At 73.4% G+C, this 12,266-nt stretch carries 11 protein-coding genes; 10 read left to right on the top strand and 1 reads right to left on the bottom strand.

Annotated elements, in window-relative coordinates; all coding sequences use genetic code 11:
* The first annotated feature begins 174 nt into the window (after positions 1–174).
* The 5 genes from ND748_RS15155 to ND748_RS15175 all read left to right on the top strand — a co-directional run bounded on the left by ND748_RS15155 (position 175) and on the right by ND748_RS15175 (position 5,348).
* Complete coding sequence (locus ND748_RS15155; RefSeq protein ID WP_251746456.1) at positions 175–1,212, top strand: 3-oxoacyl-ACP synthase III family protein; 1,038 nt, start codon at positions 175–177, stop codon at positions 1,210–1,212.
* Complete coding sequence (locus ND748_RS15160; RefSeq protein ID WP_251746457.1) at positions 1,209–3,140, top strand: HAD-IIIC family phosphatase; 1,932 nt, start codon at positions 1,209–1,211, stop codon at positions 3,138–3,140. Before ND748_RS15155 ends, ND748_RS15160 begins: the two co-directional genes overlap by 4 nt.
* Complete coding sequence (locus ND748_RS15165) at positions 3,137–3,364, top strand: acyl carrier protein (protein WP_251746458.1); 228 nt, start codon at positions 3,137–3,139, stop codon at positions 3,362–3,364. The genes ND748_RS15160 and ND748_RS15165 overlap by 4 nt, the downstream gene beginning before the upstream one ends.
* A 113-nt stretch (positions 3,365–3,477) precedes the next feature.
* On the top strand, positions 3,478–4,263 hold the full coding sequence (locus ND748_RS15170) for a 2-oxo acid dehydrogenase subunit E2 (RefSeq protein ID WP_374215929.1): 786 nt from the start codon (positions 3,478–3,480) through the stop codon (positions 4,261–4,263).
* Complete coding sequence (locus ND748_RS15175; RefSeq protein WP_251746460.1) at positions 4,260–5,348, top strand: alpha/beta fold hydrolase; 1,089 nt, start codon at positions 4,260–4,262, stop codon at positions 5,346–5,348. Before ND748_RS15170 ends, ND748_RS15175 begins: the two co-directional genes overlap by 4 nt.
* On the opposite strand, the gene ND748_RS15180 is transcribed toward ND748_RS15175, so the two are convergent.
* Positions 5,318–6,019, bottom strand: a complete 702-nt coding sequence (locus ND748_RS15180) for a TetR/AcrR family transcriptional regulator (protein WP_251746461.1) — start codon at positions 6,017–6,019, stop codon at positions 5,318–5,320. The genes ND748_RS15175 and ND748_RS15180 overlap by 31 nt on opposite strands.
* A gap of 79 nt (positions 6,020–6,098) precedes the next feature.
* Between ND748_RS15180 and ND748_RS15185 the strand changes: the two genes are divergently transcribed.
* The 5 genes from ND748_RS15185 (at position 6,099) to ND748_RS15205 (ending at position 12,215) form a co-directional block, all read left to right on the top strand.
* A complete protein-coding gene (locus tag ND748_RS15185; RefSeq protein ID WP_251746462.1) occupies positions 6,099–7,550 on the top strand; it encodes a DHA2 family efflux MFS transporter permease subunit in 1,452 nt (483 codons plus the stop codon).
* 151 nt (positions 7,551–7,701) lie between these two features.
* Positions 7,702–8,745: an LLM class flavin-dependent oxidoreductase gene (locus ND748_RS15190; RefSeq protein ID WP_251746463.1), complete on the top strand. Its 1,044-nt coding sequence runs from the start codon at positions 7,702–7,704 to the stop codon at positions 8,743–8,745.
* Between the two features lie 55 nt (positions 8,746–8,800).
* Positions 8,801–10,444 carry an ABC transporter substrate-binding protein gene (locus ND748_RS15195; protein ID WP_251746464.1) on the top strand — a complete coding sequence of 548 codons (1,644 nt, stop codon included), beginning with the start codon at positions 8,801–8,803 and terminating at the stop codon, positions 10,442–10,444.
* Positions 10,444–11,394, top strand: coding sequence for an ABC transporter permease (locus ND748_RS15200; protein ID WP_251746465.1), 951 nt, complete (start codon positions 10,444–10,446; stop codon positions 11,392–11,394). The genes ND748_RS15195 and ND748_RS15200 overlap by 1 nt, the downstream gene beginning before the upstream one ends.
* Complete coding sequence (locus tag ND748_RS15205; RefSeq protein WP_251746466.1) at positions 11,391–12,215, top strand: ABC transporter permease; 825 nt, start codon at positions 11,391–11,393, stop codon at positions 12,213–12,215. The genes ND748_RS15200 and ND748_RS15205 overlap by 4 nt, the downstream gene beginning before the upstream one ends.
* Positions 12,216–12,266: the final 51 nt, after the last annotated feature.

The raw sequence follows: 12,266 nt of genomic DNA on the forward strand, positions 1-12,266 counted from the left end.
CTGCAGGCCCTGACCGGTCCCGGCACGACACCCGCCCGCCCGCCGCGGATCGCCGACCGCCATCCGCTGCGCACCGCGCTCGCGCGCTGAGGGTGCCCGACCCCGCCGGCCGCGGGGCCTGACCAGAGCGTGTCGCGGCGCACCGGGCCGCGACCCGAAGAGAGGAGTGCGCCGATGCCCGGTCCCGACGTACATGTTCTGTCCGCCGGCTCCGCGCTGCCGGGAACCGCCGTGGACAACGCCGCGCTGGCGCGACGATTCGGTCTGGACACCCTCTGGGAGCAGTGGGTCGAGGTGTTCATCGGGACGAAGGCCCGCCACCTCGCCCTGGACCTGGAGTCCGGGAAGATCACCGGAACCCTCGCCGAGCTTGCCGAGCGGGCGGGCCGCCAGGCCCTGACCGCAGCCGGGCTCGGCCCCGGCGACATCGACGCGGTGGTGCTCGGCACCGCCACCCCCGACCAGCTCATGCCGGCGACCGTCAACATCGTCGCCGACCGGCTGGGCATCAACGACGTGCGCACCTACCAGCTTCAGTCCGGCTGCTCCGGCGCGGTCCAGGCGCTCGACCTGGCCCGCCAGGTCCTGCTCGCCGGCAGTGCCCGGCGGGTGCTGGTGCTCGGTGGCGACGTGATCGCCCGGTTCTACGACGTCACCGCCGACCTGCGCAGCGTTGCGCCGGCCCAGCTCGTCAACTACGTGCTGTTCGGCGACGCCGCCGGCGCGGCGGTGCTCTCGACGGAGCCGGCCCCGGGCTCGGCGGTCGTGCGCGCGCTGTTCACCCGGCTGGTCGGCCTCGGCCAGGCGCCCGGCGCGACGCTGGAGTGGTTCGGCCCCGTCGACAGGGACAGCACCCGCCCCGCGGCGACCGAGGACTACGCGGCCATCGAACAGCGCGTGCCGGCGATGACCGGCGAGGTGCTCCAGGAGCTGCTCGCCGACACCGGCTGGACGCCCGGCCAGGTGGACCTGCTGCTGCCCCCGCAACTCTCGGGCCGGATGACCAGGCTGATCGTCGACTCGCTGGAACTGCCCCGCGCGCGCGAGGTGAGCGTGGTCGACGAGGCGGGCAACTGCGGTAACGCGATTGTCTTCCTCCAGCTGGAGCAGGCCCTGACCAGCCTGGACGAGGGCGAGCGGGCGCTGGGTATCTCCATCGAGTCCAGCAAATGGATCAAGTCCGGCTTCGCCCTGCAGGGCGGCGCGGGGTGAGCGGGTACACGCCGGACACGGCCCACCTGAACGCGGCCCACCCGGACGCGGCCGCGGACGCCCTCGGCGAGATCCGCGCCCTGCATCGGTCCGGGCGGCTCGCCGCCGCGTATCCGACCGTCCAGCGCCTGCTCGCCGGGCTCGGCGGGGCCGACCTGCTCGCGGCCGGTCGGCTGCTGGCCCGGCTCGACCCGGACGACGTCCTCGCCGCCCATCCCGCCATCGCCGCGCCGGCGATCGCCGTCACCGGGCACGGCACGCTCAGCGGGCTGGTGCCCGCCCTGAGCGCCGAACTCGCCCGGCTCGGGCTGCTCGGCCGGCTGTCGCTGTCGGACTTCGACACCTGGGTCCTCGATCTGGTCGACCCGGACAGCGCGCTGTACGCCGGGCGGCCCGCCTTCGTCCTGCTCCTGCTCGACCCGGAGGTGATCGCCGACGAGCTGCCGAACCCGTGGCGCGCCGACGACGCCGAGCAGGTGCTGGCGCAGAAGGTGGCGCTGGTGGAGCGGATCGCGGACGTCTTCGCCGCCACCGGCCGGGGCGCCACCCTCGTGCTCAACACCATCCCGCTGCCCCACGAGCTCACCGCCCAGCTCCTCGACCTGCGCGAGCGGGCCCGCCTCGGGGCGGCATGGCGGGAGGCGAATGCGCGGCTGCTGCGCCTGGCCGGCACCCACCCGGCGGTGGCGACGGTCGACCTCGACCCGCTGCTGGCCGCGGGCGTCGCCGCGCGCGAACCGCGGGCCGCCGTGTACGCCCACGCCCACCTGTCCGACAGGCTGCTCGCCGGCTTCGCCCGGCAGGTCGCCCACCTGGTCCGAGGGGCCACCGGCGGCGGGCGCAAGGTGCTCGCGCTGGACCTGGACGACACGGTGTGGGGCGGCGTGCTCGGCGAGGTGGGCCCGGAGGGCATCGAGGTCGACGGCGGCTACCGCGGCCAGGCGTTCCGCCGCTTCCAGCAGGTCGTGCGCCAGATCGGCGCGCAGGGCGTGCTGCTCGCCGCGGTGAGCAAGAACGACCTGGAACCCGTCGTCGCCGTGCTGCGCGAGCATCCGGGCATGGTCCTGCGCGAGGACGACTTCGCCGCGGTGCGCGCCGACTGGGGGCCCAAGCACCGTCATCTCACCGAGCTCGCCGCCGAGCTGGGCCTGGGGGTGGACAGCATCGTCTTCGTCGACGACAACCCGTTCGAGCGGGGGGTCGTGCGCAGCGAGCTGCCCGGGGTGGCCGTCGTCGAGGTCGACGACGAGCCGGCGCTGCACGTCTCCCGGCTGCTCGCCGACGGCTGGTTCGACGTGCGCGAGCTGACCTCCGACGACGTCGCCCGGCCGGCCCGCTACCGGGCGGAGCGGGCGCGGCGGCGGCTGTTGGACACCGCCGGTTCGGTCGACGACTACCTGCGCGGGCTCGACATCACCGTCACCGTCGACCCGGCGGCGCCGGCGCAGCTCGCCCGGGTTTCGCAGCTCACCCTGCGCACCAACCAGTTCAACCTGAACACCCGCCGGCTGCGGCCCGCCGAGGTCGTCGCCCTGGCCGAGGACCCGGCCGTGCAGGTGCTCACCGTCACCTCCGCCGACCGCTTCGGCGACAACGGCCTGGTCGGCGTGGTTTTGACGCGCCGGGCGGGCGCCGCGCTGCACATCGACGACTTCCTGCTGAGCTGCCGGGTGTTCGCCCGCGGCATCGAGCAGTCCGTGCTGTCGGCGGTGCTGCGCCGCGCGCACGAGACCGGCGCGGCGGAGGTCCGGGCCGCGTACACCCGCACCGCGAAGAACGGCAAGGTCGCCGACTTCTACCCGCAGGCCGGCTTCGTCACGCTCAGCGCGGACGAGGCCGGCGCCCAGTTCCGCCACGACCTCTGCGACCTGCCCGCAGCGCCCCCGCACGTCCGGCTGACCGCCCGCTTCGAGAAGGATGCCCCGTGAGGACCGTCGAGGACTTCGTCACCCTGCTGCGCGACGAGCTTGCCCTGCCCGTCACCGCCGACGACCTGGGCCGCGATCTCGACACCGTCGAGTCGTGGGACTCCGTCCACCTGCTGGCGCTGTGCACGATCCTGGAGCGGGAGACGGGCCGGTCGCTGCCGTTCGCCGCGGTTCTGGAGGCGCCGAGCCTCGACGCGGTGTACCGACTGGCGGTCCGGTCGTGACCGCCACCGACGCCGACGCCGACGCCACCACCGACGGGACCACCACCGACGCCACCGCCACCGCCAAGGCGCCGGTGGCGTCCGGCACGGGGACGACCCCGGGCCCCGAGCCGGTGGTCACGCCGGGGCCGCTGCCCCGCCAGCGCCGCCACACCCTGTTCTTCCTGGAGGTCGTGCGCGACTTCGCCCCCGTCTTCCTCGACACCGAGGTCGACATGACCCGGGTGCTCGCCCACCGCGAGGCCGCCCGGGCCGCGACCGGGGTGCACTACTCGACGACCGGCTACATCCTGCGCGCCGCCGGGCGGGTGCTGGCGCGCCACCCCGATGCCAACGCCGCGCTGAGCGGCCGGCTGCGCCAGCGCCGCGCGCTCTACCCGTACGTGCACGGCAAGCTGACCCTGGACGCCACCCTGGACGGGCAGCGGGTGGTGCTCGCCACCGTCGTGCCCAACCTGCACCAGGCCGAGCTCGGTCAGATCCAGGCGCACCTGGACCGCATCCGCGGGGCCGACCTGGCGGAGCTGCCCGACTTCGAGCCGGTCCGCCGGCTGCACCGGGCGCCCCTGCTGGTGGGTCGGGCCCGGTTCCGCCGGGCCTCCCGCTCGCTGGCGTTGCGCCCGCGGTTGACCGGCACCGTCGCCGTCACCTCGCTCGGGCACCGCGCCGTCGACTCGTTCCATTCGGTCGGCGGCACCACCACCACCTTCGGGGTGGGCCGTATCCTGCCCCGGCCGGTGGTCCGCGACGGCCAGCTCGCCATCGCGCCCCTGCTGCGGCTCAGCATGAGCTTCGACCACCGCGCGATCGACGGCGCGCAGGCCGCCGACGTCCTGACCGAGGTCAAGGAAGTCCTGGAAAAGGAAGCCCTGGCAGAGGAAGCCCTGGCAGCGGTATGAACGACGTCGCCGAGCTGAAGTCGTTCGTCGTCGCGCACGCCGCCTCACAGGGCCTGCCCGCCGCGCACTACGGCCCGCTGCTGGAACGCATCCGCCACGACGGCACCGGGCCCGGGTCCTGGGTCCACGAGTGGAGTGCCCGCGCCGACGACCTGGCCGCCCGCGACCAGCCCCTGGACGCCTGTGTGCACTACACGATGGCCCGCTTCCCGTTCGTCGACGGCCCGGCCCGGGCCCGCGCGCTGGCCGAGGCCACGGCATCCTTCGAGCGCTTCAGCGCCGGGTTCCCCGCGCTCAGGCGCCTGGACGTCACGCTGCCGGTGGGACGCGTGCGCTGCTGGACCACCGGGCTGGACGCGCCGGACGCGCGGCCGCTGCTGGTCATGACCGGCGGCATCGTGTCGACGAAGGAGCAGTGGGCACCGGTACTGCTGACGCTCAGCGAGCTGGGCTTCGCCGGCCTGGTCACGGAGATGCCGGGCGTCGGGGAGAACACGCTGCCCTACCGGGCCGACAGTTGGACGCTGTTCCCGGCGCTGCTCGACGCGGTCGGCCGGCCGCCGGGCCGCGCCGACGTCTACCTGCTGGCGCTGAGCTTCAGCGGGCACCTGGCGCTGCGGGCGGCGCTGCACGACGACCGCATCGCCGGCGTGGTGGGCGCCGGGGCGCCGCTGCGGGAGTTCTTCACCGACGCCGCGTGGCAGCGCCACGTCCCACGGATCACCACCGACACGCTGGCACACCTGACCGCGACACGGCCCGACGAGGTCTACGACGTCGTGCGCGAGTGGGCGCTGACCGAGGCGGAGCTGGCCGCGCTGCGCGTGCCGGTCGCGCACGTGACCAGCCTGCGCGACGAGATCATCCCGCCCGGCGACGCGCGGCTGCTACGCCGGCTGGTCGGGCGGGCGCGGCTGCTGGCACACGACGACGTGCACGGTTCGCCGGCTCACTTCGCCCAGACCCGGCTGTGGACGGTGCTGTCGATCCTGCGCATGCACGGCGGCCACGGCCCGACCCGCACCGCCCTGACCAGGCAGCTCTACCAACTTCGCTACGGGGCCGGGGCCGGGGCCGGCGGCTGAGCGGACTCGTCCCCGCCGCCCGACGCGGCGAACGCCCGCAGGAAGGTGTCAACCCCGGCGCGCACCACCTCCCCGGCCTCGTCCGGCCCGAGCGGGCGGGTACCCAGCGTGCTGCGCACCGGCAACTCCTCGTAGACGAGCGCGATGAACTGGTTGGCCGCGCGCACCGGATCGGCGATGCTCAGATGGCCGGCGTTGGCCAGCCGGGCGAGCCGGCCGGCGAGCGCCTCGATGAACTGGTCCGCCCCGCTGGCGCGCACGGCGTCGTAGAGATCGGGAAAGCGCAGCGCCTCGGCGTAGAGCAGGCGGCGCACCGCCTCGGACCGCTCGTCGCAGTAGCAGTCGACGAGCCGGGCGGCGACGTCCTCCAGACCACCGCGAAGGCCGCCGGCCTCCTTGGGAAAGCCCTCGAGCACCTCGAGCGCCTTCGCGTTGGAGCGGGTCGCCGTCGTCGTCATGACGTACCGGAACAGGTTCTCCTTCGAGCCGAGATGGTTGTAGATCGTCGGCTTCGCCACCCCCGCCTCGGTGGCGATCATGTCGAGGCTCGCCTCCGCGTAGCCGTTGCGGGCGAAGACACGCAGCGCCGCCTCCACGATCGCGCGGCGCTTGTCCAACCGACCCCGCTCGGCCGGAGCTCCCGCCGCGTTTGCGGTCTCGCCCACCCTCATGGACCCATGCTACGTTGGCACCCATCAATTTGAAACGGGTAGTTCACTTTTCCTGAACGCCAGTTACAAGGGAGTTGCCATGACGGGCACGGACACCGCGCCGGACAGCCCACCCGGGCTCGATCGCGCCCTGTTGACCATCATCGGGGTGATGGTGCTCGGCGGGATGATGTCGTACCTGGACGCGACCATCGTCAACGTCGGCATCAGCACGCTCGGCGCGCACTTCGACGCCTCGCTCGCCACGATCGAATGGGTGACGACCGGCTACCTGCTGGCGGTCGCGCTCGCCATCCCGGTGGCCGGCTGGTCCGTGATGCGGTTCGGGGCCAAGCGCATGTGGCTGCTCGGCCTGTCGCTGTTCCTGGTCGGGTCGGTGCTGTGCGCGGTGGCGTGGAACGCGGAGAGCCTGATCGCCTTCCGGATCCTGCAGGGCCTCGGCGGCGGCATGGTCGACCCGATCATGATGGCCGTCGTCGCCGGCGCCGCGGGGCCCGCCCGCATCGGGCGGGCGATGGGCCTGATCTCGATCCCGATCACGCTCGGGCCGGTGCTCGGCCCCATCGTCGGCGGCCTGCTGCTCGACGGCCTGTCGTGGGAATGGATGTTCCTGGTCAACGTCCCGTTCGCGCTCGCGGCCATCGTGCTGGCGATCGTGGCGCTGCCCACGGACCCGCCGCGCACCGGCGGGTCCGTGCCGCTGGACATCCTCGGTGTGGCCCTGCTGTCCCCGGGCTTCGCCGCGATCGTCTACGCGTTCTCGCAGGCCGGCAGCCAGGGCTTCGACAGCACCCGGGTGGTGGTCGGCCTGGTGATCGGGCTGGCGCTGTTCGCCGGCTACGCCGTCCACGCGCTGCGCACGGCCGGCACGCCGCTGCTCGACCTGCGGTTGTTCGCGAGCAGGGGCTTCTCCGCCAGCGTCACCACCATGTTCCTGCTCGGCGGCGGCCTGTTCTCGCTGCTGTTCATCCTCCCGCTGTACTACCAGCAGGTGCACGGCCACTCGGTGCTGGAATCCGGTCTGCTGCTGGCCCCGCTGGGCCTTGGCACCATGCTCGGCATGCCGCTGGCGGGCAACCTGGCCGACAAGGTCGGTGCCCGGCGGCTGGTGCCCGTCGGCGCCCTGCTGGTCGCGGCCGGCTCGCTGGTGTTCACCCAGTCCGGGTCGGGCACCTCCCAGGTCGCGCTGACGGCAGCCCAGTTCGTCGCCGGTTTCGGCATGGGCCTGGTCGGCGCCCCGACGATGGGCTCGGTGTACCGCACGGTGCCCGGTGACGCGGTGGCCGGCGCGACCGGCGCCGTGTTCATCCTCAACCAGATCGGCGCCTCGCTGGGCATCGCGGTCGTCGCGTTGATCCTGCAGGGCGGCGGCGCGCACACGGCACCGACGGAGGGGTCGTTCGGCAACGCCTTCTGGTGGCCGTTCGCGGCCGGCCTCGTCGTGTTCGCCATGGGTCTGCTGCTGCCCGGCCGAACGGCGCCCGTGGCCGCGCCGAGCCCGGCCGCGCCGGCGGAACCCGTCTCGGCCTGAGCGCCGACCCGCCGTCCCACATCACCGCCACCGCGCATCACCGCCGGCCCGCATCACCGCCACCGCGCATCACCGCCGGCCCGCATCACCGCCGTCCCGCCATCCCGCCGTCGGCGCCACCGCCGCGGGCGGGTCCTGCCGAAGGAACCCGATGACGAGTCCCACCGTCGTTCCCCTGTCCGTTCTCGACGTCGTCCCCGTCTTCGAAGGGCGCAGCGCCACCACGGCACTGCGCGACACCGTCGCGGTTGCCCCCCGCGTGGAGGAACTCGGCTACCACCGGTACTGGGTGGCCGAGCATCACGGCACGCCGAGCCTGGCCACCTCCACGCCTGCCGTTCTCGCCGGCCGGATCGCCGCCGCGACCAGCACGCTGCGGGTCGGCTCCGGCGGGGTGCTGCTACCCAACCACGCCCCGCTGGTCGTCGCCGAGCAGTTCGGCACGCTGCAGGCGCTGTTCGGCGACCGCATCGACCTCGGGCTGGGCCGGGCGCCGGGCACCGATCCCCGCACCGCCCACGCGCTGCGCCGCTCCCCCGGCAGCGACGAGCACTCCTTCGCCGACCAGATCACCGAGCTCACCGGGTACTTCGCCCCCGCCGACCCGGGCAACCCGATCGTCGCGGTGCCGGCCGCCGACGGCCGGCCGGAGGTCTGGGTGCTCGGCTCCAGCCCCGCCAGCGCCGGTCTCGCCGCCGCCCTCGGGCTCCCCTACGCCTTCGCCCACCACGTCAATCCGCAGGCCAGCGTGGCGGCGCTGCGCCGCTACCGGGCGGCGTTCACGCCCTCGGCCCAGCTCGCCCGCCCCCGCTCGCTGCTGAGCGCGCTGGTCACCGTCGGCGAGACCGACGAGGCCGCCCGCCAGGCCGCCGCCCCCTACCTGCTGAGCAAGGTCTGGATGCGCACCATCGGCCTGTTCGACGCGTTCCCCTCCCAGGCGAGGACGAGCGCGCATTCCTACAGCCGCGCCGAGGTCGCCTTCCTCGACGACCTCGCCGCCCCCCAGCTCATCGGCGGGGTGGACACGGTGCGCCGCGACCTGACCGCGCTCCTCGAGGCCACCGGCGCGGACGAGCTGATGGCGCTGACCATCGTGCCCGACCAGGCCGACCGCGTGCGCTCCTTCGAGCTGCTGACCCAGGCTGCTTCCTCGCCAAGTCCAGCCGCGCGACCAGGCATTTCAGCTCGACTTTAGCGGCCGCCCCAAGGGTTGGGGAGTCCAGCATCCACACCGTGTACGGAGTATCTGCATGCCATCGCGCCCCACCGCTCGTAAAGCCGGGCTGCTCACAGCCCTCGCCGCCACCCTGTTCGCGGCGGCCTGTGGATCGGACGGTGGCGGCGGCGACGACGCGACCGGCGCCCAACCGCACAGCGGCGGCAGCATCACCTACGCGTCACAGAAGGAGCCGGACTGCTGGGACCCGCACGCCAGCGCCCAGGATGTCACCGCGTTCACCCAGCGGACGATCTTCGACTCCCTCGTCTACCAGAAGCCCGACGGCTCGCTGGAGCCCTGGCTCGCCTCCTCCTGGAAGGTCAGCGCGGACGGCCTGACGTACACCCTGGAGCTGCGCAAGGACGTCACCTTCCACGACGGCGCCAAGTTCGACGCCGCCGCGGTGAAGGCCAACTTCGACCACATCGTCGCCAAGGACACCGAGTCGCAGTTCGCCGCCGGTCTCCTCGGCCCCTACACGGGCACGAAGGTCACCGGTCCGAACGAGATCCAGGTGTCGTTCAGCCGTCCCTACGCGCCGTTCCTGCAGGTGGCGAGCACCACCTTCCTCGGCATCGCCTCGCCGGCGTCGCTGCGCGTCGGCGAGGACAAGCTGTGCTCGGGCACCGCGTCGGTCGGCTCCGGGCCGTTCCGCAACGGCCAGTACGTCCGCGGCCAGCAGCGGGTCTACACCCGTAACGCCGCCTACAACTGGGCACCGAAGGGTGCCGCGCAGAGCGGCCCGGCCCGGCTCGACTCGGTCACCATCCGGTTCATCAAGGAGGACGCCACCCGGGTCGGCGCGCTGAACTCCGGCCAGGTCGACGGCGCCGCCGCCCTCCCGCCGAACGCGATCGCCGGCGTGCGCGCCAACCCGCGGCTGACCGCGATCAGCAAGCAGACGCCCGGCGCCGTCGACGCCTACTACCTCAACACCACCGGCGGGGTGTTCACCGACGTCAGGGTCCGCAGGGCGTTCCAGCGCGGCCTCGACATCGGCACCATCGTGAAGTCGGTGTACCAGGGCACCACCGACCGGGCGTGGAGCGTGCTGTCGCCCACCACCCCGTACAGCTATGACGCCTCGCTGGAGAACAGCTGGCCGTACGACCCGGCGCTGGCCGGCCGGCTGCTCGACGAGGCCGGCTGGACCGCGCGGGACGCCCAGGGCTACCGCACCAAGGACGGCAGGCGGCTGACCGTCGTCTCGCCGGTCTACGGCAAGCCGACCCTGTTCTCCGAGGCCGCCCAGACCGAACTGAAGAAGATCGGCTTCGATTTCCAGCAGCATGCCTCCACCGACGCCACCGAGGTCTCCGGCCTGCTCGACGACGGCAAGTACGACGTGGTCGAGACGAGCTGGGCGCGGCCCGACGGCGACATCCTCAGCTCGTTCTTCCTGTCCACCGAGACCTCCAAGGGCGGCGGGCACAACTTCGCCCACGTCGCCGACCCGCAGGTCGACACGTGGCTGAAGGCCGCCCAGGCCGAGCAGTCGCCCCAGCAGCGGGCGAAGCAGTACGCCCAGGTCCAGAAGTGGGTGATCGACAATGCCGCGGCGGTCCCGACGTTCGTGTCGACGGCGACCGTCGGCGTCAACAAGAAGGTGCACGACCTGCGGCTGAGCATCGCCACCTGGCCGGAGTTCTACGGCGCCTGGGTCCAGGCCGGCTGATGCCATCGGCCATCCGCGGAGTCCTGGTCCGCCTGCTGGGCGCCGTCGCGGTCATCTGGGGCGCCGTGACCTGCGCGTTCCTCGTGCTCCAGCTCATCCCTGGCGATCCGGTGAACGCAATCATCGGAACGAACGCGCTGGTCGGCCCGGAGCAGCGCGAGCTGCTGCGGGCGCGGTACCACTTCGACCAGCCGTTGGTCATCCAGTACGCCGACCAGCTCGGGCGGTTGGCCACCGGCCAGCTCGGCAACTCCTACCAGCTCCAGCAGCCGGTCTGGTCGGTGATCACCGACCAGTTGCGGCCCACGGTCGAACTCGCGCTGTGGGCGAGCCTGCTTGCGGTGGTGCTCTCGGTCGCCGTGACCCTGCTGACCTCCGGGCGCTCCCGCTGGCCGCGGCGGATCAGCTCGCTGCTGGAGCTGGTGGTGGTGTCCACGCCGGCGTTCTGGCTGGGCATCCTGCTGCTGACCGTGTTCTCGTTCCACCTGCGCTGGCTGCCGGTGTCCGACACCGGCGACCCGCGCTCGCTGATCCTGCCGGTGGTGACGCTGGGCCTGCCGATCGCGGCGATCCTCACCCAGGTGCTGCGCGAGGGGCTGCTCGCCGCGCTCGACGCGCCCTTCGTTCTGACCGCCCGCGCCCGCGGGCTCGCCGAACACTCGGTGCGCTCGCGGCACGCGCTGCGGCACTCGGCCCTGCCCGCCCTGACCCTCGCGGGCTGGTTCGTCGGCACCCTGCTCGGCGGTGCCGTGATCGTGGAGAGCGTCTTCGCCCGGCCCGGCGTCGGGCGGGTCGCCCTGCAGGCCGTGTCCGACCGGGACTTCCCCGTCGTGCAGGGGGTGGTCACGCTGTCCGCGGTCGTGTTCGTCGTCGTGGCCGCGGTGATGGACGTGCTGTACGCCGTCGTCGACCCCCGACTGCGGCGACGGACCGGGATGGTGGCGGCATGAGCGCCGTTCGGCGGCTGCCGCGGCCCGGGCTGCTGGTCGCGATGGCCATCGTGATCCTGATACTGCTTGCGGCCGTCGCGCCGGGGCTGCTCACCAGCCACGGGCCGGCCGACGGCGACCTGCAGGCGACCCTGCAGGGGCCGAGCGGCCGGCACTGGTTCGGCACCGACCAGCTCGGCCGGGACGTGTTCACCCGCGTCGTGTACGGCACCCGCTACTCGCTGTCGATCGGCGTCGTCGCCACCGCCGTCGGGGTCGCGATCGCCAGCGTGTGGGGGCTGGTCGCCGCGCTGAGCGGCCGGGTCGGGGACACGCTGCTGATGCGCGCCGCCGACATCCTGCTGGCGCTGCCCGGCGTGCTGCTGGCGCTGATGGTCGTCATGATCACCGGCAAGGGGGTCTTCGGTGTGACCCTCGCCGTCGCGGTCGGCGCCGCGCCCGGTTTCGCCCGGGTGATCCGCGCCCAGGCGCTGGTCGTGCGCCGCTCGGGCTACGTCAACGCCGCCGTCGGGCTGGGTGTGCGCCGATCGCTGATCACAGCCCGGCACGTGCTTCCCAACACCCTGGCCCCGCTGCTGGTGCTGGCCAGCGTCACCCTCGGCACGTCCATCTCGGCCGGCGCGGGGCTGAGCTACCTCGGGCTCGGTGCCCAGGCGCCGACCCCGGAGTGGGGGGCGATGCTCACCGAAGGCCAGGGTTACCTGGGCCAGGCCTGGTGGATCGCGCTGTTCCCCGGCCTGCTGCTGGTCGCCATGGTCCTCACGGTCACCGTGCTCGGCCGCGACGCGCAGGCCCGCTCGGACACCAGGACCTGGTCATGACGGCGACCGCGAACTCCGGGCCCAGTCCCGAGCTCCCGCCGGCGCCGGCGC

The sequence above is a fragment of the Frankia sp. AiPs1 genome, assembly GCF_023716945.1.
Classification (GTDB): Bacteria; Actinomycetota; Actinomycetes; order Frankiales; family Frankiaceae; genus Frankia.